Genomic DNA, 25,837 nt, shown 5'->3' with positions numbered 1-25,837 from the left:
AGGAGGAAGCATTATGAGTAACAAAAAACTATACAAATCATCAGTAAACCGTATGTTATGTGGTGTCTGCGGCGGAATTGCGGAATACTTTAATATCGATCCGACTCTTGTCCGGCTGGTATGGGTGATCATCACGCTGATGGGCGGAGCCGGAATCCTGGCGTATATCATTGCGGCGATCATTATCCCGGATTAAAAATGACAGTACCCATAAAGGACGGACATATTTTTCAGAATGCATAATTTATCCGGAAATTGTCCATACTCCATAAAAAAGATGAGGAGTGTGGAAGATGAACAGGGAGAAAGAAGTAAAAGCATATCTTGAGGGAAAGCTTTCCCAGGCGGAAAAACTGAAATACGAGATTGCCGATGAGATGGGAGTTCTGGATAAAGTGATCAAAGACGGGTGGAAAAGCCTTTCTGCAAAAGAAACCGGACGGATCGGTGGTCTTATGACAAAAAAGAAGAAACATAAAAAGTAAAATACAGCCTGAAGGAACAAGGCGAAATGACGCCGGAAAAGTCCTTCGGGCTGTATTGAATTATAAGAATATTTTTCTGGAAAAAAGAAATTTTTTTGACGGTTCAGGGTGGACTGACCAGTGGAAAAGAGCTATACTGTTGGAATAACAGAGGAGGTATGAAGGAACATGGGTGAAAAAATCAACAACATTCTAAAGGGTGAGATCATCTCCTCAGTATTTTATATACTGCTGGGACTTTGCCTGATCCTGATCCCCACGCAGACGGTGGACGTGATCTGCAAAGTAGTATTCGGGCTGATCCTCATCGGAGTTGGCATTTATCATATCTATATTTACATACGTGGAAAAGCGAAAGCTACGATCATGGATCTTCTAAGTGGTGTGGTTGTTTTTGTGCTGGGGGTGTTTCTTTTTATGACACCGTCTATCGTGATCAAACTGCTTCCATGGATGCTCAGCGCATTTGTACTGGTTGACAGTCTGTGGAAGTTTAAAGGAGCCTTCCTTCTGAAAAAAGGAGGAAACGGCGCATGGAGCGTGCTTCTGATCGGAAGTCTTGTTTTCATTGCACTTGGAATCGTGATGCTGTTTGGAAGATTTCCGAAGATCATGACTCTGCTGATTTTTTCCGGCTGGGTGCTGGTGTGTGACGGAGCTGCGGATATCGTATTCTATATTATTATGAAGCTGGGGCTTCGAAAGATCGCAAAAAAGGCGGAGACAGAGAAGGAAGATTCTGGTGCAGACAGTTCAGATGCTGTAAATGAAACGGCAGATATGGATGTGCCAAATGATACAAGAACCCAGGATGAAAACGCGCCGAGTGAGCAGCAGAGTGGGAAGGAAACAGAATATCCAACAGAAACTACAGCAGAGACTACAGCAGAGACTACAGCGGCTATGCCGGCGCAGGATGCAGACGGATATTCTGCGGACAGAAAAGAGACAGAAGAATCCACAGAACCGGAAGAAGAGCAAAAGCAGAAGAATTCCCGATGGGAAAAAGAACCGGAGAATGTGGAGATGAAGCTCTGGGCTGTAGGCAAAGACCAGGCGGAAACCGGCAGCCTGAAGGATCTTCTGGACGGTCCCGATGAAGAACTGGAAGAGTGGAAGGACTGACCCTTCTCTTGCATCATCTGCCATTCCGTGGTAAGATGTGCACATGAAAAATACAGATAAAAATATAAAGATACTGATGATGGATTTTTCCGGAATATATGAGGATCAGCAGTTCTGGAGGGGAAAAGAAGTATCCCGGGTGGAGGCCAGGGACATTCCCGGAACCAACTGCTACTGTGATGAGGATGCGATGAATGCCATTCGCAGCCGTATTGCCCCTTATTCTTCCGGAGGAATCCATTTTATTGATTCTGGAAACTATCACTATATGACAAGGATCTGGCTGGAAAAGATATCGGAGCCTTTCTCGCTTCTTGTATTTGACAATCACACGGATATGCAGCCGCCGGCATTCGGAGGTCTGCTTTCCTGCGGAGGATGGATCTACGATTCTGTTATGGAACTTCCATTGCTTAAAAGGGTGATCCTGATCGGCCCGGATGAGGAAGCTTTTTCCAGAGTGGAATCGGAGATTCAGGAAAAGGTGGAATTCTTGAGCAGAGAGAAGCTTCTGGAAATGGAAGAGGCGCAGGTGTGTGCGTTTGTAAGCAAGCATGTGGGAAAGCTGCCGCTGTACATTTCTGTGGATAAAGATGTTCTCTGCAAGGATGATGCGGACACGAACTGGAGCCAGGGGGATATGCGCCTGAATACGATGCTGGAATGTCTGAAGAGAGTCAGAGAAATATGTGCAGAGGGAATCCTGGGCGTGGATATCTGTGGTGAATGTGATGTAGCAGAATCTGGAAACAGCGCCTTGAATGACCGGGCCAATGCTACATTGCTGGAGTGTTTTCTGTCCGCATACGGGAGCGAAGATCATGACGGAAATAAGAATGAGATAACAGGAGGAAACCGATGAAAAATGAACTTCTTACCATTGGGCCATTTACGGTATACGGTTATGGTCTGATGATCGCCATTGGAATTTTGGCAGGCTGCCTGACTGCAGAATATAGAGCCGGAAAACAGAAGCTTGACAGTGAACAGATCTTTCCAATGATCCTGTGGTGCCTGGTGGGTGGATTTTTCTGTGCAAAGCTTCTCTTCTGGATCACAGAGTGGAAATCAATTGTTCAGGATCCGGGATTTATAATGGAAACTTTAAGCTCCGGTTTTGTGGTGTTTGGCGGTATCATCGGCGGTATACTGACGGGGCTTCTGTATTGCAGGATCAGAAAGCTTGTATTTTTTAAATATGCGGATGTGATCCTGCCATCTGTGGCACTGGCCCAGGGATTTGGACGGATCGGATGTTTCCTGGCGGGCTGCTGTTATGGAAAAGAGACAGAGAGTGTTTTTTCTGTGATATTTCAGAATTCCGAATATGCGCCCAATCACGTGGCGCTGATCCCGACGCAGTTGTATTCCAGCGGACTGGATTTTCTGCATTTTCTTTTGTTGTTGCTGATCGCACGGAACAAAAAAGAAGATGGTCAGGTTACTGCCTGTTATCTGATCTTTTATAGCATTGGACGGTTTGTGATCGAGTTTTTCCGTGGGGATATTATCCGTGGAAGTGTGGGAATTTTGTCGACTTCCCAGTTTATCAGTATTTTTACAGGGATTGCGGGGATCGTGCTGCTGATACGGATCAGGAAAAAAAGAGATAGCAAGAGCAGTGTTTAAATGGATCAGGGAAGTCCCATGTATCAGGAAAAAGTTGGACAATAGTGGTATAAGGACAGGTTTTCGCTGCATACATCTATGAAAAAGGCGAAAGCAGGCCTGTCATGCTCAGAAAAGAAGATTTTGAACCAAATATGAAAACAGAGGATAAGATCCCCGGAGCGCAGACGGAAAATCCGGCACAGAGTCAGCGCTTCGGGGATTTTATCGTGAAATATATGCAGAATGTCCAGGATACTATGGAACTTTTTCCGGGGGCATCTTTTCGGGCGATCAATGAAATTTTCGGGGTTCTTTATGTTCCGCTGGAAAGTATGGGAGAAATTGAGGTCACGGGAACCTCCTATAATTCGATCCCGAAATGTTATACCTACATGGATATGGAGGCAGCAGGGGAATCAGGGATCAACAGGCTGCACGATCACCCTTATCTGAAGCTGCGTGGAAAAGGTACTGCGGTGGCGGTGATCGATTCGGGGATTGATTATCAGAATGAAGTGTTTCGAAATGCAGGCGGCTCCAGAATCGCTTATTTATGGGATCAGTCCATAGAAGAGGAAGAACAAAATCAGTCTGGACGGGAGTTGGAAGCTGAAAATGGAGATGCAGATAATTTGCCGGGGGATGATATAGCAGATACAGAAGTTCCATATGGCAAATTATTCCGGAAAAAGGATATCGACCGGGCACTGGCTTCCGAGGAGCCGTTTGCCATCGTGCCATCCAGAGATACCAACGGCCATGGCACGGCACTGGCGGGTATTGCTGCCGGAAATATGGTACCCGGAGAAAATTTTACCGGAGCAGCGCCGGAGGCAACCCTGATCATCATCAAGGTAAAGCCGGCAAAGCAATATCTCCGGAATTTTTATCTTTATCCTCCGGAGGCAGAAGCTTTTCAGGAAAATGATGTGATGATGGCCATTGCTTTTGCGATTTCCCAGGCCAAAAAGCTGAAGATGCCACTTTCTATCTGCCTGGGGATCGGAAGCAGCCAGGGCGCGCATCTGGGGACCAATGCGTTAAGCCAGTATGTGGACTATGTGGCAAATTTTTCTCAGGTATCCGTATCTGTGGCAGCAGGAAACGAAGGAAATACAAGAAACCACAGTACGGGGATTTTTTCTCAGGGAAGGGAACAGATCGTGACAGAACTCCGTGTAGCGGAAAGAGAGCAGGGCTTTACCATAGAATTCTGGGGAGAACCGCCGGAAATCTATGAGCTTTCCATCCAGTCACCAACCGGTGAGATACTGGAAGTCAGCAGTTCCATCGGTTCCAGAACCCAGGAGCTGTCATTTGTTTTTGTGGAAACAAAGGTGTATGTGAATTATATCTTGATCGAGCGTCAGACCGGATATTCCCTGGTGTATATCCGATTTTTCCATCCGGCGTCCGGTATCTGGAAAATTTTTACCAAGGCAAGAAATCAACAGAACGTACAGTTCCATATATGGCTTCCTGTGGAAGGGCTGATCTCCCAGGATACCTATTTTCTGGAACCATCCCCCTATACCACGGTGACAGCGCCGGGAGACGCCAGGAACAGCATTACGGCAACTGCCTACCAGCATCGTGACGGAAGCATCTACATTGCAGCAGGCAGAGGCTATACGCCAGATGGCATGATAACTCCACATCTGGCAGCTCCTGGCGTTAACGTAAAAGTGCCGCTGGTACGAGGCGGCTTTGGAACCCGCTCCGGAACCAGTATCTCCGCCGCACAGACCGCCGGTATCGCGGCACTTCTGTTTGAATGGGCGATCATACGGGATAACCAGCCGTTTTTTACTGGGAGCAGCGTGAAATATTATCTGCAGAGAGGCGCAAGAAGAGAAGAAAACATGCAGTACCCAAACCCGGAGTGGGGGTATGGGAGGGTGGATCTGTATCATACCTTTGAACTGCTGACGTGAGAGGATGAGAGCTGGAAAAAATATGAAAAGCAGAAACAGATCATTTCCTTTGGAAAGAGTAGATGCATAGATATTACATTTGGAAAAATAATAAAAGGATACGAAAGTACTAGTTTTGGAAAAAATATTCATATAGATAATTCACTTTGTATCGTGTACTATAAATATATGGAAAAATCATATAATGACACAACAGGGAGGAATTTTACTTATGGAGCTTTCAACTTTGGTAAAAATGTCAAACACTTACGGAAGCAATCCGGCCTATGTTCTGGCAGGAGGCGGTAATACTTCTGTAAAAGACGATACAACATTGTATGTAAAGGGATCCGGTACACAGCTTGCTACCATTAAGGCAGAGGAATTTGTCAAAATGGACAGAGCCCGTCTGAATGAGATCATGAAAACGGAATATCCGGCGGATGATGTGAAACGTGAATCTGCATATCTTGCAGATGTAATGGCGGCAGTGACCGATGAGGATAAAACCAAACGTCCCAGCGTGGAAGCACTGCTCCACAATCTGTTTGCTTATACGTATGTCCTGCATGTTCATCCGACACTTATCAATGGACTGACCTGCGGAAAGGGCGCAAAGGCTCTTTGCGAAGAGCTTCTTGGAAAAGATGTACTCTGGATCGATATCTGCAAACCGGGATACACACTTGCCCGTATCTGCTTCGAGAAAATGAATGCCTATAAAGAAGAAACAGGAAAAGACGTGCAGGTTCTTCTGCTTCAGAATCACGGAATTTTTGTTGCGGCTGATACTGTAGAGGAGATCGGCGTTTTATTCGATGGTGTGATCGGAAAGCTGGAAAAGCAGGTAAAGAGAACTGCGGATGTAAGTGATGCAGTTACACCTGAAAAAGAGCAGGCAGCACAGAAGCTTTCCAGTCTGCTTGGACATGCGGTGGAAGTCGTACCGGCTGCGGAGGCGAATAATTTTGTAAAAGATAAAACTGCTGCGGCACCTCTTCTGAAGCCGTTTACTCCGGATCATATTGTATATTGCGGACCTTATCCGTTATTTGTAGAAAATATTGATGAGGCGAAAAATGCGATGGATGCATTTATGGCAGAGAATGATAAAGAGCCAAGACTGATCCTGGTACAGGGCGTTGGCGCATTTATCATGGAAGATGACAAAGGAAAGGCTGCAAAGGCACAGCTTCTGGTAAAGGATGCGATCAAGCTTGCAGTGTATGCAGAGAGCTTTGGCGGCCCGCTGCAGATGACCGATGAGATCACATATTTTATCACACACTGGGAAGCAGAAGCATATCGCAGTAAGAAATAAAAAAGAAAAATATATAGAGAGAAATAAAGAAAATGCATCGGGAACTATTAGGAAATTCCCGGTGCATTTTTTATCGAATGACGGATAAACAGTTACTCAGGACAGAGTTACGCAGCAAATGTGGATATTTTTATCCGCATTACCACAAATCTTATTTCCGATACACGAACGCCGGCAGTCCATCCTCACCAACCGGAACATTTACAGTTCCCTGGATCAGCGGGCGGGCATAGCGGATAAAGTCTTCGGTGACATCGGAGCCGTCTTCTGTGATCCATTCCACAGGGACCGTCTTTTCTTCGTTGCAGATAACATTGACATCCTCCAGTGTACATTTCATGGAGTACGGAGAATCACTCTGACGTTTAAATGCGATCATCTTTCCGGTTTCGCCGTTCAGGGCAGCCTGTACACCAAATTCACCGGCGAGGATGCCTTCTTGCTGGTCTGTTCCGGCGAGCATAGCTGCAGAGCAGCGCTGGCTTACATTGAGCTCTACGGAGCGGGCTTTGACACCAAGACGGCTGCGTACAAGATTCTCAAGATATTTACCACAGCCAGCCAGCATCTTGTGACCGAAGGCGTCGGTTCCGGCAGCGCTGTCGTATTCGCAGATGAAAGTGCCGTCTTTATCATGGATTCCCTCAGATACACAGACTACGACGTTGCAGTTTTTCTCGAAGGCAGCATGAACTTTCTGGAGAAATTCTTCTACATCGAAATCGGTTTCCGGAAGATAAATGAGAAGCGGATTGTCTCCAACGTATTTCCGGGCAAGGGCAGCAGCTCCGGTGAGCCAGCCAGCGTGACGTCCCATGATCTCGATGATAGTGACGGATTTTTTCTCATAGACACAGGCGTCCAGGGTGATCTCACGGACGGTGGAGGCTACGTAGCGGGCAGCACTTCCGAATCCGGGAGTATGGTCGGTGTTTACAAGATCGTTATCAATGGTCTTCGGCTCACCGAGGATACGGATGTCGCTGCCGATCTTTTCAGCATAGCGGGAAAGCTTGCTGACGGTATCCATGGAATCGTTGCCGCCGATATAAAAGAACCAGCCGATGTTCATCTCCTCGAATTTCTGAAAAAGCTTCGGATAAACCGGATCCTCCAGGGATTCCGGAAGCTTGTAACGGCAGGAGCCAAGGTAAGCGCCGGGGGTCCAGGTAAGAGCGAGAAGCTGCTCTCCCGGAAGTGCTTCCTGGAAATCAAGGACTGTTCCGTTTAAAAATCCCTCAATGCCGTTGACCATACCATAAACATGGTCGATCTCTTCTGTATGTTTAAGTGCTTCAGATACCACACCGTAAAGACTGCTGTTGATAGCTGCGGTCGGTCCGCCGGACTGTCCTGCGATAAGGTTCTTTTTTGACATTCTGATACCTCCTGGGTGTTGTTTTTTTATATTGTAACAGAAATAGGAGAAGATAACATCTAAAAAAATCACCTTTTTTATAAAAAAATTACTCTATACAAATAATTATATCATAGTAAAATAGTAGTATAGATAGAGAAAAGAGGTGAAAAAAACGATGACAGTAAAAAAAGTACAGTTTGAGAGCATGGATGAAGTGAACCGTTTTCTTGATGTGACGGAGCATTTTCCGTTTGCAGTGGATCTGAAAAGGGGAAGCAGAACGGTAAATGGCAAATCCATTCTTGGAGTTGCATCCATTGGCCTTGGCAGAGAGATGGACTTTTGTGCACATGTGCCGGAGCTTGCGCCGGAGATCACATCCAGTCTTGGTTTTTGCATGAGGTAGGTTTAAGAGGGGAAAAAATAAATAATGGTTGATCGATGGTGAATGAGGATATCGTAAGGTCGCAGAGGCGATGATCGGTATCCTCATTTTTTGATAGATGACAAATGTAACTATTTAGAAAAAAATCTAAATACTTATTGACCGGGGAATCCGGAAGTGATATATTCTATTTAGAAATATTTCTAAATACCATCCGAAAGGAGGAAGACATACACGATGGCGTTTGCGGAAACCTTCAAGGCACTTTCGGATCCTGTGCGGAGAGAAATCCTGCAGCTTCTGAAAAACGGGAAAATGTCAGCCGGGGAGATTGGAGGACATTTTGATATGACAGGTGCAACCATATCCTATCATCTGAAAATTTTGAAGAAAGCAGATCTTGTGTGGGAGACGAAGGTAAAGAATTTCGTGTATTACGAACTGAATACTACAGTTGTAGAGGAGCTGCTTCTGTGGCTCAGTGATCTGAAAGGGGGAAAGAATGATGAAAGGTGAAGAAAGAAAAAAGTTTCTGAAGGAATATAAAATGTCTCTGATCTCCGGGAGTATCCTTACGGTCTCGCCGTCACTGGCAGGGATCCTGCTGTGGAACCGTCTGCCGGAGAAGATCGCAACACATTTTGATCAGCATAATCTGGCTAATGGCTGGAGCAGCAAACCGATGGCAGTTTTTGGAATTCCGTTTCTGCTTTTGCTGATCCATCTGTTTTGCGTGTTTTTTACAGCCAATGATCCAAAGCGAAAAAATATCAACAGGCGTATTTTTACTATGATCCTGTGGCTGGTTCCGGTGGTGTCTGTGATCACCTGCATGTCAATCTATGGTCTTGCTCTGGGTATGGACATTGATATAGGTGTGATCGTGAATATCATGGTGGGGATCATGTTTATCATTCTCGGAAATTACGTTCATAAGGTGAAACAGAATTATACAGTGGGAATGAAGCTTCCCTGGACCTTGAACAGTGAGGAGAACTGGAACCGTACCAACCGTATGACAGGCTGGATACTGATCCTGTCAGGGCTGCTTTTTCTTATGAATTCGCTGCTCCTGAAAACGGAAATTGTTTTTGCGGTAATTTTGCTGGTCATCCTTGTGCCAATGATCTATTCATTTATTCTTTATAAAAAGGGAATCTGAGAAAATAATTTCGGACCGTCACTGTCAGAAAAAAGGCAGTGGCGGTTTCTTTTTTAACAAAAAATAATGTTCAAACAAAGCGGTACGTGATATGATAATGTCATACAAAAGCATTTTCTCGAACACTATAAACAGACAGCAGACAGGAGGGATCATTATGACAGAATTAAGCCGTTTTCAAAAAGATGTGGAAGTTGCTGCCACTGCTCTTGAAATGCGGGCGGAGAACGAGGATGCCAAAGAAGAGGCCATTCATCTTTACCGGAAATTCGGAAGTACCAAGCAGGAGCCGCTGCGGCTGGCAGTTGCCCTGCGGGGATATTTTCTGGAGGAAGGTGTGGAGGAAGAGGAACGCGCGCATTATGGAGCATATCTTAAGAAAAGGATCCGTCCGGCTGTGGAACGCCTGATCCTGGAAGATGACTGGGAAAAGATCGAGAAGCTTTATGAGAACGAATGGTTTGGGGAACAGGAGCTGGAGGTGTTCCTGAAACTGGCTGAAGAGTGGAGGAGACCTGCAGCGCTGATGGGACTTCTCCATTTGAAAAAAGCAAATTATGGATTTAAAGAGAAGAAATTCGAGCTGTGATTTTTTTAGGAAATCGGGAATGGAGGCGGATTCGGTGGAACGGAGGCAGGAAGAGCTTGGAATACATATCCTGGAAAATATAAGGAACGAACTGTACTACTATTTTCCATATCTGGACGGTGCTTTTGCCTGCATTTCCGGGAAGGGCTCAGAGCAGACCGGAACCATTGGAACAGATGGAGCTTTTTTTCTTTTTTCCCCGGAATATCTTCTGAAGCTTTATGTAAAAAAGCCGGAGGCAGTGCGAAGAGGTTATCTGCATATGCTGCTGCACTGTCTGTATCTGCACCTCTTTCGGGAGGATCAGGAGGACAGACGCTTATGGAACCTGGCCTGTGATATTGCGGTGGAACAGATCATTTCCAGGGAAAGGATCCCGATTCTGGAGACAGGCGGCGATGCGAAAAAAATCCGTGAAAAGGTTTTTCATATTCTGGGAGACAGGTCGGATTCCGCAGAAAAGATATGCCGGAAGCTGAAGGAACAGGCTTTTCCGTTTCACCTGGAAGAGTTGGAGGAAGCCTTTCATTTTGATGACCACACCCTGTGGGGCATCTGCACAGGAGAAAAAGGAAAAAGAACAAAGGAAAAATGGAACAAGCTTCTTTCCTATACTGTCGCAAACCGTCAGGATTACCGGAAACGGCGGGGAAGCCAGAAAGGGGACCAGAAGGAAGAGGCAGGAACGGTAAGATCCGGAAGATACGATTACAAAAAATTTCTCCGTCAGTTTTCTGTGCTGCGGGAAGAGGTGGAGCTGGATACGGAAAGCTTTGATTATATTTTTTATAATTACGGGATGGAGCATTATGGAAATCTTCCGCTGATCGAGCCGCTGGAATATAAGGAAGTGAACCGTCTGGAGGAGCTGGTGATCGCCATTGATACTTCCGGCTCCTGTGATGGAGAGACTGTGCGGAGATTCCTTGGAGAAACGTATTCCATTCTCAGTGAAAAAGAGAATTTTTTCCATAAAATGAAGGTGTATCTGATCCAGTGTGACTGCTGTATCCAGGATGTTAAGGTGATCCATTCCGAGGAAGAATGGAAGGAATACAGCAAAAATATCACCATACAGGGCCGGGGAGGAACGGATTTCCGGCCGGTGTTCCGGTATGTGAAGGAGCAGCAGGAGAAAAAAGAAATCCGCAGTCTTAAGGCTCTGATCTATTTTACAGACGGGGATGGGATATATCCCGGAAGCAAACCGGATTATGAAACGGCCTTTGTATTTTTACATAAAACAGAAAAAATGGAGCTTGTTCCGCCCTGGGCGATCCGGCTTGTGGCAGAGCAGGAAGGAGTGCGTTACAGAACATGAACATAAAAGAGGCAAAAGAAGAGATCAAACATACCTTACTGGCTTACAACCGGAAGGATGCAGCCGGACGCTACACATTTCCCAAACTCCGGCAGCGTCCCATCCTGCTTATGGGACCTCCCGGAATCGGGAAAACAGCGATCATGGAGCAGGTGGCAGAGGAATGCGAGGTAGGTCTGGTAGCCTATACCATCACCCACCATACAAGACAGAGTGCGGTAGGACTGCCAAGGATCGTGACCCGGTGCTACAACGGAAAAGAGGTCAGCATCACAGAGTATACCTTAAGCGAGATCATTGCTTCTGTGTATGATTGTATGGAACGTACCGGAAAGAAGGAGGGAATCCTGTTTATCGATGAGATCAACTGTGTCTCCGAGACACTTGCGCCTACCATGCTGCAGTTCCTTCAGAACAAGACCTTCGGAAGCCACAGTGTGCCGGAAGGATGGCTGATCGCGGCAGCAGGAAATCCTCCGGAATATAATAAATCGGTCCGGGAGTTTGATATTGTAACACTGGACCGTGTGCGGAGGATGGATATCGAGGCAGATCTTGAGGTGTGGATGGAGTATGCCTGGAAAAAGGAGATCCATGGATCGATCCTGGCTTATCTCGGCATGAAGAAGGATCATTTTTATTTTGTGGAGAATACAGTGGACGGGAAATTCTTCGTGACAGCAAGAGGCTGGGAAGACCTGTCTGAGATCCTGAAGGCCTATGAGGAGCTGGGCGTGGAGATCACAGAGAATCTGATCGGGGAGTATTTATGCAGAGAGGAGATCGCAAGAAGCTTTTTTGCCAGCTATCAGCTGTATCGAAAGTACGGAGAGGACTATGGCCTGGGACGCCTGCTTTCCGGAGAGATGCCGGAGGAGGAACAGCAGAAAAAGGTAAAAATGGCGAAGGAAGCTTCCTTTGAGGAACGCTTCCTTGTGACAGGGCTTCTGCTTGACGGTCTGAACGGAAGTTTTCTGACCTATGAGAAGATGGATGGTGAAACAGGTGCTGTTTATCAGGAACTTCTGCATCTGAAAGCTTTTCTTCAGGATAAAAAGGACATGACAGCGCTGGATGAATTTACAGATATGAAGAAGAAAAGTCTGGCTGTCCGTCTGGAGGCGGAGCTTCTTACCGCAGATCAGCAGACTACGGAAGAGCTTGTGATCCGCACTCTGGAGGAATTCAGCCTTACTATCCGAAAGGAGCATATCACAGAAACAGAGGCTGGCTTTGAACGGATCCGGCAGCTTTTTACGGAAATGGCGGAGAAGAGAAAGGCCTGTGCGAAAAAGATCAGCGGGGAGCTGGAACAGGCCTTTACATTTATGAAGGAATGCTTCGGGGACGGACAGGAAACGGTGCTTTTTGTCACCGGACTGACTCGGAACAGCCATGCGGCGGCCTTTATCCGGGAGTATGGCTGTGATCCTTATTTTGCCTGTAGTGAGAAGCTTCTTTACCGGAAGCAGGAGAAAAAGCTTCAGGAGGAATGTGCGTCGCTATTAGAAATATGAATGATCCCTTAACGAATACTTATGACTGAAAGGGGCCTGACATCTTGACAGGAGGGCTTGTGAGGTGATACGGTAACGGTGTCGAAAACAAAAATCAAATAACCGAATGATGAGGTGTGAGAACATGCAGGAATTAAAACCAATCAAAGAAGGTAAAGTACGTGAGATCTATGACAATGGAGACAGTCTGATCATGGTTGCAACAGACCGTATCAGCTGCTTTGACGTAATTCTGAATAACGAAGTTACAAAGAAAGGTGCTGTACTGACCCAGATGTCCAAATTCTGGTTTGACATGACTGAGGACATTCTTCCGAACCACATGATCTCTGTAGATACCAAGGATATGCCGGAGTTTTTCCAGCAGGAGAAATTCGAAGGAAAATCCATGATGTGCCGTAAACTGAACATGCTGCCGATCGAGTGTATCGTACGTGGATACATCACAGGAAGCGGCTGGGCAAGCTACAAGGAGAACGGCACTGTATGCGGCATCAAGCTTCCAGAGGGACTGAAGGAATCCGACAAGCTGCCTGAGCCGATCTACACACCATCTACCAAGGCTGAGATCGGTGATCACGATGAGAATATTTCCTTTGAGCAGAGTATCGATCATCTTGAGAAATACTTCCCGGGAAAAGGACGCGAGTATGCAGAAAAGCTTCGTGACAACACCATTGCTCTTTACAAAAAATGTGCAGAGTATGCACTCAGCAAGGGAATCATCATTGCAGATACAAAATTCGAGTTTGGTCTTGATGAGGACGGAAACATGGTCATCGGTGATGAGATGCTGACACCGGACAGCTCCCGTTTCTGGCCGGCAGAAGGCTATGAACCAGGACATGGTCAGCCATCCTTTGACAAACAGTTTGCACGTGACTGGCTGAAAGCCAATCCGGACAACGACTGGACACTTCCGCAGGAGATCGTTGACAAGACTATTGAGAAATATCTCCAGGCATACAAAATGCTTACAGGAAAAGAATTGGCCTGAAAATAACAGCAGCTCTGAAATAGAACATACCTTACAAGCCGCTTCGGATGCCCATTCCGAGGCGGCTTTTTTCTGTATAAAACAGGACAAAAACAAAACGGTTGCAAGAAAACGGAGGGATATTTATAATAAATACAGAAACCAGATGATCCTGACAGATTTAAAGGAGTGTGATTATGAGCAGGAAAAACAAGGTGAAAAAGAAAAAAACAGTTGGAGATCATATTCTGACGATCGTTCTGATCGTGGCAATCTGTATTTTCTGTTATGCAGCTTTTAACCTTTATCATATTTATACAGAATATAAAAAAGGAACCGATGAATATAACAGCATTTCCGAAATGGCAGTGACAGAACGTGATCCGGACCAGGTGGAAGAGATAGATCAGCCGGATGAACAGCCTGTAGCACCTGTGAGCATTGATTTTGATTCTCTCAGGAGTATCAATGAGGATGTGATCGGCTGGATCTATATGGAAGCATTGCCTGAGATCAGTTATCCGGTGGTACAGGGAGAGGATAATAATTTTTATCTGCATCAGACATATGAGAAAAATTATAATTTTGCGGGAACGATCTTTATTGATTATGAGAACAAAAGAGATTTCAGCGATTGTAATACCCTGGTGTACGGACACAACATGAAGAATGGTTCCATGTTTGGAATGCTGAAAAAGTACAGAGCGGATGAGACGCTTTATAATACCAGCAAATATTTCTGGATCCTCACACCGGAAAAAGATTACCGGTATGAGATCATTGCAGCGTATACGACTTCTGTAAACAGCGATACGTATACCTTATTTAAAGGACCTGGCAAAGAGTTTCTGGAATATGAGAAAAAAATGTTCCAGAATTCGGAGATCAGAACAGATGCCACTGCAAGTGAAGCCAATGTGAAGGATAAGATCGTTACATTATCAACTTGTACCGGCAATCAGGCAACACGTTTTGTGGTACAGGGAAAAAGAGTGAATGCGGTGAACCCGCAGTAGAGCTTTTGCGGATAAGTTTGGGAGGAAATGATATGGGAAATGAGATAGAAAAATTACAAAAGATCATTGATGAGAGCAGAAATATTGTATTTTTCGGCGGTGCAGGTGTTTCAACAGAAAGCGGGATCCCGGATTTTCGAAGCCAGGACGGACTGTATAACCAGAAATATGATTACCCGCCGGAGACGATCTTAAGCCATACATTTTTTATGCGAAAACCTGAGGAATTCTTTAAATTTTACAGAGATAAGATGCTTTGTGATACTGCAAAACCGAATGCGGCACATCTTAAGCTGGCGGAGATGGAGCAAACAGGAAAGCTGAAGGCTGTGATCACTCAGAATATCGATAATCTTCACCAGATGGCAGGAAGTAAAAAGGTCCTGGAGCTTCACGGAAGCGTTTACCGAAATCATTGTGTGAAATGCGGGAAATCCTATGATTTTAAATATATGAAGGAATCGAAAGGTGTTCCGCGGTGCAGCTGCGGCGGCATGATCAAGCCGGATGTGGTCCTTTATGAGGAAGGGCTGGATGACTATACGATCCAGGAATCAGTAAGAGTGATCTCGGAGGCGGAGGTGCTGATCATTGGGGGAACTTCTCTGGCGGTATATCCGGCAGCAGGTCTGATCGATTATTTCCGGGGAAATCATCTGGTGGTGATCAACAAGGCACCGACACCGAGGGATAAATATGCGGATCTTCTTATTAAAGAACCGATCGGGCAGGTGTTTTCTCAGATAAGAGTCTGAAAATATGGGAACCTGGGATGATCTGCAAATTAAAAATGAGGAGTATCAAATGGAATTAAATTATGAAGTTGGAGATATTGTCACACTGAAGAAGGCTCATCCCTGTGGCAGTAAAGAATGGGAGATCCTTCGCGTAGGAGCGGATTTTCGCCTGAAATGCAAGGGCTGCGGACATCAGATCATGGTGGCACGTAAGCTGGTTGAGAAAAATACACGAGATTTGAAAAAAATTGAAAAAAATTAAATTTATGCTTTACATCACGGGAGAGATGTGCTAGAATCAACAATCGTGATATATTTCATATCCTTGCTCTTTGACAGGCAAAGGGCCAAAAGACCATAAGGAGGTTAAGACAAGCATGAACAAGTACGAGTTAGCATTAGTTGTGAGCGCTAAGCTTGAGGACGAAGCACGTGACGCTGTAGTTGAGAAAGCAAAAGGCTACATCACACGTTACAACGGCGTGATCACAGAAGTTGAAGAATGGGGTAAGAAGAAATTAGCTTACGAGATTCAGAAAATGCATGAAGGCTTCTACTATTTTATTCAGTTTGAAGCAGATTCTCAGTGCCCGGCGGAGATCGAGAGACATGTCCGCATCATGGACAATGTATTAAGATACCTGGTTGTCAAGAAAGAGGCATAATTTTTGCAGCGGATTTTTGAAAACACCATTAAGAACCTGTTCAGTTAAGTGAAATCATAAGAGAGGTAGAACGATGAACAAAGTAATATTAATGGGACGCTTGACAAGAGATCCTGAGGTAAGATATTCCGCAGGAGAAAATGCCCTGGCAATCGCCAGATATACACTGGCAGTTGATCGCAGATTCCGTCGTGACGGAGAGGCAAGTGCTGATTTTATCAGCTGTGTTTCTTTCGGACGTACAGCAGAATTTGCAGAAAAGTATTTCAGACAGGGACTGAAAATTGCAGTTACGGGACGTATCCAGACAGGAAGCTATACGAACCGTGAGGGACAGAAGGTTTATACGACAGAGGTTGTTGTTGAGGATCAGGAATTTGCTGAGAGCAAAGCATCAAGCGACAGCTATGCAGCAGCTCATCCGAGAACAGAGGCAGCACCTGCAACGTCTATGCCGAGTCCGAGCGCAGCAAGCGCCGACGGCTTCATGAACATTCCAGATGGAATTGATGAGGAGCTGCCGTTCAATTAGAACATCTGATCAAGACAGATGAGACGAATAAGATAGGAGGAAACAATCATGGCTTACAATAGAGGCGAGAGACCAGATTCTCCGATGAAGAGAAGAGGCGGACGCAGAAGAAAAAAAGTTTGTGTATTCTGCGGTAAAGAGAATAACGAGATCGATTACAAGGATGTAGCAAAGTTAAGAAAGTATGTTTCCGAGAGAGGTAAAATTCTCCCGAGAAGAATTACAGGTAACTGTGCGAAACATCAGAGAGCACTGACAGTTGCTGTTAAGAGAGCACGTCATATGTCCCTGATGCCATACGTTCAGGACTAATTCTGATCTTATACGGGGTCGTTGCGAAACAGATGAGCAGTCATCTGGAGGCAGCGGCCCTGTTTTTTTTATGAGCAAAACAGATTTTATCATTGCTATGGAATTATAATAAGGAATCTGGTATAATGTTAAATAACTTGTGGGTTAAATTACATTAAGAACAGGAAAAAGCAATGAACAACAAAGTTAAATTCAAGGGGCCTATGAAACACTTCATGCGCTGGCCGCTGTACCTTTCGGTCCTGGTCGTGCTGCTGGACCTGCTGGTGTTTATTGTAAGTGTAAAGGCCGGAATTCTGGTGTCTGTAGGTACTGTGATCTATATTTTTATCGCAGTACAGCTTTTTCGATATCACAAACCGCTGATCATCAATGATATGATCGCATTTGCCAATCAGTATGATGTGGTAGAAAAGCGGATGCTGGAAGAACTGGCGCTTCCTTATGCCATTATGGATATGGAAGGCCGCATGATCTGGTCCAACCGTGTTTTTTCAGAAATCACGGGGAGAGATCAGTTTTATAAAAAAAATATCAGCACAGTTTTCCCGGATATTACTCCGGACAAGCTTCCTGTAGCCGATGAACCGGAAATTTCCGAGATGAGTATACATTTCGGGGATCGGATCTACCGGGTTTCCATGCAGCGGGTGACTATGGGTGAAGTAGTCAGCCATGCGGATATTCTGGAGAATATGTCCCAGAATGTCAGTCTGATCGCCATGTATCTTTATGATGAAACAGAGCTTAAGGAATACATCCAGAAAAATGAGGATAACAAGCTTGTTGTAGCACTGGCTTATCTGGATAATTATGAAGAAGCACTGGAGAGTGTGGAGGATGTGCGAAGATCGCTGCTTATCGCACTGATCGACCGAAAGATCACCAAGTATTTTTCCAACTTTGACGGCCTTGTGAAGAAACTGGAGAAAGATAAATATCTTCTGATCATGCGCCAGAGTTCACTGGAAACACTGAAGGAACAGCGTTTTCATATCCTGGATGAGGTTAAGACGGTTAACATCGGAAATGAAATGGCTGTGACATTAAGTATCGGAATCGGTCTGAATGCTTCTACGTATATCCAGAATTACGAATATGCCAGAATTGCCATTGAGATGGCACTGGGCCGTGGCGGTGATCAGGTAGTGATCAAAAATGAAAATAATATTACCTACATTGGCGGCAAGGCACAGCAGATGGAGAAATCAACCCGAGTGAAGGCACGAGTGAAGGCTCAGGCTCTGAAGGAATTTATGAGCACCAAGGATCGAGTGGTGGTTATGGGACACAAGATCACAGATGTGGATGCTCTGGGAGCTGGGATCGGTATTTACCGTGCCGGTAAGACTCTTGGTAAGCCGGTGCATATTGTGATCAATGATCCGACCACATCCATTCGGCCGCTGATGAGTGGATTTATGGAGAATCCGGATTATGAGCCGTCCATGTTTGTGGACAGTAATCAGGCCAAAGAACTGGTGGATAACAATACGGTAGTAATTGTGGTAGATACCAACAAGCCAAGTTATACCGAATGCCAGGATCTTCTCTATATGACAAAGACCATTGTGGTATTGGATCATCACCGCCGCGGCAGCGAGGTGATCCAGAATGCAGTTCTGTCCTATGTGGAGCCATATGCATCCTCAAGCTGCGAGATGATCGCAGAGATCCTGCAGTATTTTGCAGACGGGCTGAAGCTTCGCAGTATTGAGGCGGACTGTATTTATGCGGGTATCATGATCGATACCAACAACTTTACAACAAGAGCGGGTGTGCGTACCTTTGAGGCAGCAGCATTCCTGCGCAGATGCGGAGCAGATGTGACACGTGTACGTAAGATGCTCCGGGATAATATTGATTCCTATAAGGCGAGAGCGGAGGCAGTTCGTACTGCGGAGATCTACAGAGATTATTTTGCCATTGCAAGATGTCCGAGTGAAGGTCTGGAAAGTCCTACCGTTGTAGGAGCACAGGCGGCCAATGAGCTGCTCAATATCGCAGGAGTCAAGGCATCTTTTGTTCTTACCAGCTATAATAATGAGGTTTACATCAGTGCCAGAGCCATTGATGAAGTGAATGTACAGGTCATGATGGAACGGATGGGCGGCGGCGGACATCTGAATATTGCCGGTGCACAGGTGAAAGACACCATGGATGAGACCGAAAGAATGCTGAAAGAAATTATAGACCAGTTATATCAGGAAGGGGACAAATAGAAATGAAAGTAATTCTTCTGGAAGATGTTAAATCCCTGGGTAAAAAGGGACAGATCGTAAATGTAAGTGACGGATATGCAAGAAACATGATCCTGCCAAAAAAGCTTGGTGTTGAAGCTACATCCAAGAATCTCAATGACCTGAAACTTCGTAAGGCAAATGAAGAAAAGGTTGCACAGGAAAACCTGGACGCTGCCAAGGCATTTGCAGAGGAGCTTTCCACAAAGGAGGTTATCCTTACTCTGAAGGTAGGTGAAGGCGGAAGAACATTCGGTTCTGTATCCTCAAAAGAAATCTCAGAGGCAGCCAAAAAACAGCTGAATCTTGATATCGATAAGAAAAAGCTCCAGCTGGAGAATCCGATCCGTAACCTGGGTGTTACCAATGTTCCGGTACGACTTCATCCGAAGGTAACCGGAAGTCTCAAAGTCTGGGTAAAAGAGGCGTAATCAATGGAAGAAGCACTGATCAAGAGGATTCTGCCTCACAGCATTGAGGCAGAGCAGTCAGTGATCGGATCCATGATCCTGGATCGTGATGCGATCCTGGTGGCTTCCGAGATCCTGACCAGTGATGATTTTTATCAAAAACAATACGGCATCATTTTTGATGCCATGGTGGAGCTCTGTAATGAAGGACAGCCGGTAGATCTGATCACTCTGCAGAATCGTCTCAAGGAGAAAGAGCTTCCGCCGGACATCAGCAGTATGGAATATGTCCGTGATCTGATCGCAGCAGTTCCTACATCAGCCAATGTGAAATACTATGCCAATATCGTAAGCGAAAAGGCAGTTCTCCGTCGGCTGATACGGACTACGGAAGAAGTTGCCAATGCCTGTTATCTGGAAAAGGACAGTACGGAAACCATACTTGAGGAATCCGAGAAAAAGCTGTTTAATATTTTGCAGAGAACAAATGGCAGCGATTATGTGCCAATCCAGCAGGTTGTGTTGAATGCAGTCAGCAATATTGAGAAGGCTTCCAAGCTGAAGGGCTCCGTTACCGGGATCCCGACCGGATTTGTGGATCTGGATTATAAGACTTCCGGTATGCACGCGTCCGATCTTGTACTGATCGCAGCTCGACCTTCCATGGGAAAAACTGCCTTTGTATTGAATATTGCCCAGTATATGGCGTTTCGTAAAGATGTGACCGTGGCTATTTTCAGTCTGGAGATGTCCAAGGAGCAGCTGGTAAACCGTCTTCTTGCTATGGAATCTCACGTGGATTCCCAGAATCTCCGTACCGGAAATCTGAAAGATGAGGACTGGACGAAGCTGGTAGAAGGAGCGGATATTATCGGTGGCTCCAATCTTATTATTGATGATACACCTGGAATCTCCATTGCGGAGCTTCGTTCCAAATGCAGAAAATATAAGCTTGAGCATAATCTGGGGATCATCATGATCGATTATCTTCAGCTGATGAGCGGAAGTGGAAAATCGGATTCCAGACAGCAGGAAATTTCAGATATTTCACGATCGCTGAAAGCGTTGGCAAGAGAGATCGATGTACCGGTAATTGCGTTATCACAGCTTAGCCGTGCAGTGGAACAGAGACCGGATCACAGGCCGATGCTTTCGGATCTTCGAGAGTCCGGAGCTATTGAGCAGGATGCGGATGTGGTCATGTTTATCTATCGAGATGATTATTATCACAAAGATACCGAGAAGAAAGACATTGCGGAAATTATCATAGCCAAGCAGAGAAACGGCCCGATCGGAACTGTGGAGCTGGTATGGCTGCCGAGATATACCCAGTTTGTAAATATGAAAAAATAGAGCCGTGCAGACGGTAAATGAAAGGCTGTCAGGATGAAAGCTTATAGTTATCCTGATGGCCTTTTGTATTTTTGTCTGTGTGATCGTGGAGTTCGGGATGCTATGGATATAGGCAAAGAGTCATATTTTGTAAAATTATGTCAACCGATTATTCTTGCTATTTCCTGATCTCAGGGGTTATACTGTAGACAGCAGCAGTGAATCTCTATATAAGGGGGCGTTCACAATGGAAAAAAGATATACAGTCAGACAGGCCGTAACACTGACCGGAGTGAAATCTTATGTCCTGCGTTACTGGGAGGAAGAACTGGAGCTTCGGATCGGACGCAATGAACTGGGACATCGCTATTATACACCGTTTGATATCCAGCTTTTTCTTAAAATAAATGAGCTGAAAAGTAAAGGACTTCAGTTGAAAGCAATCCGTACACTGATCCCACCGGAGGTAAGAAAGACAGATACACCGGATTTTTCAGAATCTGGTATCAGGATCCTGGATGGAGAAGCTGTTGAGCTTGAAGATAGCCCAATGAAAAAAACGGGATCTGAAAAGGAGTTCATGGAAAAAACGGAATCCGGGAATACAGAGAAGTGCGAGGCAGATAACGATAAGATATTGGAGTTTCAGGAAATCATGGAACGCCTGATCCGTGAGGAAATGCAGAGAAAGAAAGAAGGAGAGTACCGGTGTCGTTCTCTGGATGAAGCAATCCGCAGGCAGCAGCAGGCAAGAAGAGAAGCGGCAGCTTCCTGTGAGGGAAAAAAGAATAAAAAAAACAGAAAAGGCTGCCGGTAAACCGGCAGCCTCATTCATTATAGCAGCTTATCAAGCTAATGATGCATTACTCAGCAGAGATAGCACCAACTGGACAGGCCTCAGCGCATGTTCCGCAGTCAACACAAGCGTCTGCGTCGATTACATAATGCTCGTCTCCCTGAGAAATAGCCTCGTTCGGGCACTCACCCTCACATGTTCCACAGCTAACGCACTCGTCAGAAATTACATATGCCATAATTGATATCCTCCTTTTAAATTGTGTATTGTATGTATCCCCTACCAGGGATTCTATTCCCATTCTAATATATCTGCATAAAGAATACAAGTATAAATTTATAAACAAAACTGAAAATTCGTAACCCGTTGATTCCATTCCGGATTCGTATTATAATAGCAGAACGGAATGAAATATTTCGATAAAACAGTAAAGGAGAATACAATCATGGCAAAAGTTACAAAGAGCATGCTGATCGGAGAACTGCTCACTGTAGACCCGAATATCGCACCGATCCTGATGAGAGCAGGAATGCATTGTCTTGGCTGCCCGTCTTCACAGATGGAATCTCTGGAAGAAGCAGCAATGGTCCATGGCCTGGACGCAGATGTCCTCGTAGCTCAGATCAATGATTTTCTTGGTGAGTAATAAACAGAAGCTTTTTTGCTGAAACAAAAGGACCGCTGTCGGGAAATGCAGATCATATGGATCGCATTCCGACAGCGGTTTGTTTGTCTGTAGGATATTTGGTTTGTCAGATATTCAGAAGTTTCTGAAGTGCATGATCAGCGATCAGTGCACAGTGCTCTCTGAGGTAGGCTTCACCGGCTGGTGTGAATGCGCGGCCGATGCCATACTCGGAAAGGATATTGCAGACCTTGTTAAATTCTTCAGGTGTACAGTCTGACTGATGAAGTACCAGCTGATAGACACCGTCTTCTCCTTCACGATAGAGAGTATTATCACCGGTAAAGAAACCATTCATACCATGAGATGCGGCAATAACATCATCCAGCCCCGGGAAAGAGTACAGGCGTATAAGCTTTACAGAACTCTCAGCCGGCTGCTGTGATGCATCCGGAGTTTCTGTTGCCTGAGAGGCGGAAGTTTCCGCCCTTTTTTCTTCCGGTTTCTGTGAAAGATCCTTAAGCTTGGATTCACAGAGCTTCTGGAAGATATCGATGATATTGTCAGCGCCATCGATCTCTACGGTATCGGAAGGTTTGTTGCCCTTGAAGGGTGCAAATTTGGAAAAACGTGTATCCAGTTCTTCAGGATCTTCCACTTTAGTGATAATGAGGATAATACTTTCGGCATTGACAGGAATAGCCTCGATCATCAGAGGAATATTATCTGCTTCAAAACCAAATTGTATCTGTGCCTGCTGCATCATATCACGAAAGAGACGTTTGGCTTTTTCGGTACCGTATGCAAGTTCGCTGATACGGATCTGATGACTGTCCAGATCTTCTTTCGTCAGGGTACAGCGGATCTGATTTTCATTGATTTTTTCTATTTTCATATGATCACATCCTATAGGTAAATAAATTTAATCTTTTACATACTGTATTATATAACAGTTATACACAAGATGTAAAGATGTAGAAACCGGAGAAAAAAGAAAATTTCTGATTCTTTTATAAAAGACTTGCATCTGAAGGGAAATCAGGTATAATGAAAAGCAGAAAAGCTGTCTCCTCCCGGAAACAAGAAGACAGTAACGATAACTTAAAGTCATATTTTTCTGAAGATAAGGATTCTGTGTGAAATTCATCGGCGAGTCTGTCGGTACACAGAGAAATTTTCCCCCATTTTATTATTTATATTTTATTACAAGTATCATCCTAACAGGGAAGTTGCAGCTTTTCGAGAACCATTGCTGGTGTTTTCTGAAAATCTAACCAGGAAAGGAGGTCGGGATACGCCAAATATATCACAGGAAAAAAAGAAATCCGCAAAACCCCTTCGAAGGGAGCTGGAGCTTTATCGTGAGAACGGAGTTTCTCTTTATCTCAATGGAGCACCAAGCACTCCGAAAAAAATCGCAAAAGCCTGTCAGATTGCGGAAAACGGGGTCTACATGCGGGATTATACGGAAGATGAAGACGGCCATATCGCCTGTGTAAGCTTTGATCTTATTCGCAAAGAATGACCGTACATAAGAAAAAACGGTTCCCCGGATAACGATCATCCCCTGCACTCATGCATACCATGCGGGGAACCGAAATTTTAAAGAAATTGTGAAAAATTATTAAAAGTCGATTTTTATAACGAAATGTAGACAAGATATGTTATAATGAAACAAATTATGACATTTTATACCGAAAGGAAAAAAACATGATAAAAAAACACATACCGGTCCTTGTGGTAGGTCTGCTGATCGTTCTGGTCGCTCTTGCCGGAGGGGCTGTTTACGGGATCAATAAGCTTATACCAAGCAGGAAACAGATGGATCTGACAGAATACTACGGACAGAATGCAGACGGTGAGGCTGCGTTGATACTTGGAACTGAGAAACTGGAAGAGAAGGCACTTATCTCAGGAGAAGATGTATATCTTCCGCTGGATGTAGTGAACGGATATTTGAATCAGAGATATTACTGGGATAGCGAAAACAAGAAGATACTGTATGCAACACCATCCAGTCTCACAGAGGAACCGGCTTCAGATAAGGCAGACGGAAATGTGTGGCTGAAGGATGACACGGTTTATCTGAAACTGGATTATGTAAAAAAGTATACAGATATCGATTCTTATATAGAGCAGGATCCTGCAAGGGTTGCGATACAGTACAAATTTACCAATGTGGAGACCGTGACCACGAAGAAAGATACCGTGATCCGTTACCGGGGCGGGATCAAGGCGCCGATCCTTTCCAAACTGGCGAAGAATACAGTTCTCCGGCTGATGAATGAAGGAGAGGACTGGGATCAGGTGGCAACCGATGACGGTTACATCGGTTATGTTCAGAAGAAAAAAGTAAGTGCTGTGGATACAACGGATTATGAAAGGGATTTTAAAACAGAGTCCTATACATATCTTACCATGGATGAGCCGGTGAACCTGGCATGGCACCAGGTTACCAGCACAGATGCAAACAGCTATTTCGCAGATGCGGTACAGAATATGACAGGCGTGAATGTGATCTCTCCAACCTGGTTTTCTGTAACAGATAACTCCGGAAATATTTCAAGTCTTGCATCTGGGGAGTATGTGATGCAGGCACATGAAAAAGGACTGAAGGTATGGGGACTGGTGGATAATTTTAATGAGAACATGAGTACCACAGAAGTTCTTTCAAAAACCAGTTCAAGGCAGAATCTGGAGAATCAGTTGATCACTTATGCACTGAAAGCAGGACTGGATGGAATCAATGTTGATTTTGAATCTTTGAGCGAAGGAGTAGGAATCCATTTCCTTCAGTTTTTAAGAGAGCTTTCTATCCAGTGTCACGCCAATAATTTGGTACTGTCTGTAGATAATCCGGTTCCGGAAGATTTTACCAGTCATTATGACCGTGCGGAGCAGGGCAAGGTTGTGGATTATGTGATCATTATGGGTTATGATGAGCATTACGTAGGCTCCGATGCCGGTTCTGTGGCATCTCTGCCATGGGTAGAACAGGGGGTTAAGGATACGCTTTCAGAAGTAGCGGCTCAACGGACGATCCTTGCGATTCCGTTCTACACAAGGCTCTGGAAGACTACAGATGGCGGTGCACTGACAAGTGAGGCCATCGGTATGGATCAGGCACAGCAGACGATCAGTGATAACGGAGCAGAAACATACTGGGACAAGAAGACAAGTCAGAATTATGGAACCTATGAAGGGGACGGTGCCACATACCAGATCTGGCTGGAGGACTCTAAGTCTATTGCGGAAAAGGTTAAACTGATCAAAAAATACAAACTGGCAGGTGTGGCAGAGTGGAAGCTTGGATTCGAGAACAGCGGGATCTGGAGCGTGATCACAGAAAACCTGTCATAAACAGAAGAAAACATTGTGATCTTCACAATGCTAAAAACACTCCCGGC

30 protein-coding genes are annotated in these 25,837 nt (G+C 45.1%); 27 read left to right on the top strand and 3 right to left on the bottom strand.

Going from position 1 to position 25,837, the window contains the following annotated elements:
• Positions 1 to 13 precede the first annotated feature (13 nt).
• The 7 genes from BLP57_RS00315 (at position 14) to BLP57_RS00285 (ending at position 6,455) form a co-directional block, all read left to right on the top strand.
• Positions 14 to 196, top strand: coding sequence for a PspC domain-containing protein (locus BLP57_RS00315; protein WP_015527206.1), 183 nt, complete (start codon positions 14 to 16; stop codon positions 194 to 196).
• Between the two features lie 97 nt (positions 197 to 293).
• Positions 294 to 485 carry a small, acid-soluble spore protein, alpha/beta type gene (locus BLP57_RS00310; protein WP_015527205.1) on the top strand — a complete coding sequence of 64 codons (192 nt, stop codon included), beginning with the start codon at positions 294 to 296 and terminating at the stop codon, positions 483 to 485.
• 168 nt (positions 486 to 653) lie between these two features.
• Positions 654 to 1,610, top strand: a complete 957-nt coding sequence (locus tag BLP57_RS00305; RefSeq protein WP_092068365.1) for a DUF308 domain-containing protein — start codon at positions 654 to 656, stop codon at positions 1,608 to 1,610.
• A gap of 43 nt (positions 1,611 to 1,653) precedes the next feature.
• A complete protein-coding gene (locus BLP57_RS00300; protein WP_021651344.1) occupies positions 1,654 to 2,472 on the top strand; it encodes an arginase family protein in 819 nt (272 codons plus the stop codon).
• Entirely contained in the window at positions 2,469 to 3,239 is a 771-nt protein-coding gene (locus tag BLP57_RS00295) for a prolipoprotein diacylglyceryl transferase (RefSeq protein ID WP_015527202.1), read from the top strand. The genes BLP57_RS00300 and BLP57_RS00295 overlap by 4 nt, the downstream gene beginning before the upstream one ends.
• Positions 3,240 to 3,343: 104 nt before the next feature.
• Positions 3,344 to 5,155: a S8 family peptidase gene (locus BLP57_RS00290; protein WP_092068363.1), complete on the top strand. Its 1,812-nt coding sequence runs from the start codon at positions 3,344 to 3,346 to the stop codon at positions 5,153 to 5,155.
• A 211-nt stretch (positions 5,156 to 5,366) separates the two neighbouring features.
• Positions 5,367 to 6,455: a class II aldolase/adducin family protein gene (locus BLP57_RS00285; protein WP_092068360.1), complete on the top strand. Its 1,089-nt coding sequence runs from the start codon at positions 5,367 to 5,369 to the stop codon at positions 6,453 to 6,455.
• A gap of 151 nt (positions 6,456 to 6,606) precedes the next feature.
• Here BLP57_RS00285 and BLP57_RS00280 read toward each other — a convergent pair whose 3' ends face one another.
• Positions 6,607 to 7,833 (bottom strand): 6-phosphofructokinase, encoded by a 1,227-nt coding sequence (locus tag BLP57_RS00280; protein ID WP_015527199.1) that lies wholly within the window; start codon positions 7,831 to 7,833, stop codon positions 6,607 to 6,609.
• Positions 7,834 to 7,990: 157 nt separating this feature from the next.
• Between BLP57_RS00280 and BLP57_RS00275 the strand changes: the two genes are divergently transcribed.
• The 17 genes from BLP57_RS00275 (at position 7,991) to BLP57_RS00195 (ending at position 21,826) form a co-directional block, all read left to right on the top strand.
• Positions 7,991 to 8,221, top strand: a complete 231-nt coding sequence (locus tag BLP57_RS00275) for an HPr family phosphocarrier protein (RefSeq protein ID WP_015527198.1) — start codon at positions 7,991 to 7,993, stop codon at positions 8,219 to 8,221.
• Positions 8,222 to 8,437: 216 nt separating this feature from the next.
• Positions 8,438 to 8,716: an autorepressor SdpR family transcription factor gene (locus tag BLP57_RS00270; RefSeq protein WP_015527197.1), complete on the top strand. Its 279-nt coding sequence runs from the start codon at positions 8,438 to 8,440 to the stop codon at positions 8,714 to 8,716.
• On the top strand, positions 8,703 to 9,362 hold the full coding sequence (locus tag BLP57_RS00265) for an SdpI family protein (RefSeq protein WP_330389271.1): 660 nt from the start codon (positions 8,703 to 8,705) through the stop codon (positions 9,360 to 9,362). The genes BLP57_RS00270 and BLP57_RS00265 overlap by 14 nt, the downstream gene beginning before the upstream one ends.
• A 157-nt stretch (positions 9,363 to 9,519) precedes the next feature.
• Complete coding sequence (locus BLP57_RS00260) at positions 9,520 to 9,951, top strand: hypothetical protein (RefSeq protein ID WP_092068357.1); 432 nt, start codon at positions 9,520 to 9,522, stop codon at positions 9,949 to 9,951.
• Positions 9,952 to 9,985: 34 nt separating this feature from the next.
• On the top strand, positions 9,986 to 11,272 hold the full coding sequence (locus BLP57_RS00255; RefSeq protein ID WP_242872523.1) for a vWA domain-containing protein: 1,287 nt from the start codon (positions 9,986 to 9,988) through the stop codon (positions 11,270 to 11,272).
• Positions 11,269 to 12,789, top strand: coding sequence for an ATP-binding protein (locus BLP57_RS00250; protein WP_092068350.1), 1,521 nt, complete (start codon positions 11,269 to 11,271; stop codon positions 12,787 to 12,789). Before BLP57_RS00255 ends, BLP57_RS00250 begins: the two co-directional genes overlap by 4 nt.
• Positions 12,790 to 12,913: 124 nt before the next feature.
• The gene (locus BLP57_RS00245; protein WP_015527192.1) at positions 12,914 to 13,786 is read left to right on the top strand and encodes a phosphoribosylaminoimidazolesuccinocarboxamide synthase; all 873 of its coding nucleotides are present in this window, start codon (positions 12,914 to 12,916) and stop codon (positions 13,784 to 13,786) included.
• A gap of 176 nt (positions 13,787 to 13,962) precedes the next feature.
• Complete coding sequence (gene srtB / locus BLP57_RS00240; RefSeq protein ID WP_021651401.1) at positions 13,963 to 14,781, top strand: class B sortase; 819 nt, start codon at positions 13,963 to 13,965, stop codon at positions 14,779 to 14,781.
• A gap of 32 nt (positions 14,782 to 14,813) precedes the next feature.
• The gene (locus tag BLP57_RS00235; RefSeq protein WP_015527191.1) at positions 14,814 to 15,536 is read left to right on the top strand and encodes an NAD-dependent protein deacylase; all 723 of its coding nucleotides are present in this window, start codon (positions 14,814 to 14,816) and stop codon (positions 15,534 to 15,536) included.
• A 49-nt stretch (positions 15,537 to 15,585) separates the two neighbouring features.
• The gene (locus BLP57_RS00230; RefSeq protein WP_092068713.1) at positions 15,586 to 15,780 is read left to right on the top strand and encodes a DUF951 domain-containing protein; all 195 of its coding nucleotides are present in this window, start codon (positions 15,586 to 15,588) and stop codon (positions 15,778 to 15,780) included.
• A 115-nt stretch (positions 15,781 to 15,895) separates the two neighbouring features.
• Positions 15,896 to 16,183, top strand: coding sequence for a 30S ribosomal protein S6 (gene rpsF, locus BLP57_RS00225; protein ID WP_015527189.1), 288 nt, complete (start codon positions 15,896 to 15,898; stop codon positions 16,181 to 16,183).
• A 73-nt stretch (positions 16,184 to 16,256) separates the two neighbouring features.
• Complete coding sequence (locus BLP57_RS00220) at positions 16,257 to 16,715, top strand: single-stranded DNA-binding protein (RefSeq protein ID WP_015527188.1); 459 nt, start codon at positions 16,257 to 16,259, stop codon at positions 16,713 to 16,715.
• Between the two features lie 48 nt (positions 16,716 to 16,763).
• Positions 16,764 to 17,027, top strand: coding sequence for a 30S ribosomal protein S18 (gene rpsR, locus BLP57_RS00215; protein ID WP_021651398.1), 264 nt, complete (start codon positions 16,764 to 16,766; stop codon positions 17,025 to 17,027).
• Positions 17,028 to 17,200: 173 nt separating this feature from the next.
• Positions 17,201 to 19,249, top strand: coding sequence for a DHH family phosphoesterase (locus BLP57_RS00210; RefSeq protein ID WP_092068347.1), 2,049 nt, complete (start codon positions 17,201 to 17,203; stop codon positions 19,247 to 19,249).
• Positions 19,250 to 19,251: 2 nt separating this feature from the next.
• Entirely contained in the window at positions 19,252 to 19,698 is a 447-nt protein-coding gene (gene rplI, locus BLP57_RS00205) for a 50S ribosomal protein L9 (RefSeq protein WP_015527184.1), read from the top strand.
• A gap of 3 nt (positions 19,699 to 19,701) precedes the next feature.
• On the top strand, positions 19,702 to 21,030 hold the full coding sequence (dnaB, locus tag BLP57_RS00200) for a replicative DNA helicase (RefSeq protein WP_015527183.1): 1,329 nt from the start codon (positions 19,702 to 19,704) through the stop codon (positions 21,028 to 21,030).
• 226 nt (positions 21,031 to 21,256) lie between these two features.
• Complete coding sequence (locus tag BLP57_RS00195; protein WP_021651396.1) at positions 21,257 to 21,826, top strand: MerR family transcriptional regulator; 570 nt, start codon at positions 21,257 to 21,259, stop codon at positions 21,824 to 21,826.
• A gap of 46 nt (positions 21,827 to 21,872) precedes the next feature.
• On the opposite strand, the gene BLP57_RS00190 is transcribed toward BLP57_RS00195, so the two are convergent.
• Entirely contained in the window at positions 21,873 to 22,043 is a 171-nt protein-coding gene (locus tag BLP57_RS00190) for a DUF362 domain-containing protein (protein WP_015527180.1), read from the bottom strand.
• A 207-nt stretch (positions 22,044 to 22,250) separates the two neighbouring features.
• On the opposite strand from BLP57_RS00190, the gene BLP57_RS00185 reads away from it, so the two are divergent.
• Positions 22,251 to 22,451 (top strand): DUF1858 domain-containing protein, encoded by a 201-nt coding sequence (locus tag BLP57_RS00185; RefSeq protein WP_015527179.1) that lies wholly within the window; start codon positions 22,251 to 22,253, stop codon positions 22,449 to 22,451.
• A gap of 106 nt (positions 22,452 to 22,557) precedes the next feature.
• On the opposite strand, the gene BLP57_RS00180 is transcribed toward BLP57_RS00185, so the two are convergent.
• Positions 22,558 to 23,325 carry an adaptor protein MecA gene (locus BLP57_RS00180; RefSeq protein WP_021651393.1) on the bottom strand — a complete coding sequence of 256 codons (768 nt, stop codon included), beginning with the start codon at positions 23,323 to 23,325 and terminating at the stop codon, positions 22,558 to 22,560.
• Between the two features lie 360 nt (positions 23,326 to 23,685).
• Between BLP57_RS00180 and BLP57_RS00170 the strand changes: the two genes are divergently transcribed.
• Together BLP57_RS00170 and BLP57_RS00165 are read left to right on the top strand one after the other, a co-directional pair.
• Complete coding sequence (locus BLP57_RS00170; protein WP_021651392.1) at positions 23,686 to 23,955, top strand: hypothetical protein; 270 nt, start codon at positions 23,686 to 23,688, stop codon at positions 23,953 to 23,955.
• Between the two features lie 185 nt (positions 23,956 to 24,140).
• Complete coding sequence (locus tag BLP57_RS00165) at positions 24,141 to 25,790, top strand: glycosyl hydrolase family 18 protein (protein WP_092068344.1); 1,650 nt, start codon at positions 24,141 to 24,143, stop codon at positions 25,788 to 25,790.
• Positions 25,791 to 25,837: the final 47 nt, after the last annotated feature.

Origin of the sequence: Blautia sp. SF-50 (genome assembly GCF_900101315.1) — a bacterium.
GTDB classification, from domain to species: Bacteria; Bacillota; Clostridia; order Lachnospirales; family Lachnospiraceae; genus Blautia_A; species Blautia_A fusiformis.
The sequence above is the reverse complement of the archived record's forward strand: the minus strand, read 5'-3'. Positions and strand labels throughout refer to the sequence as shown.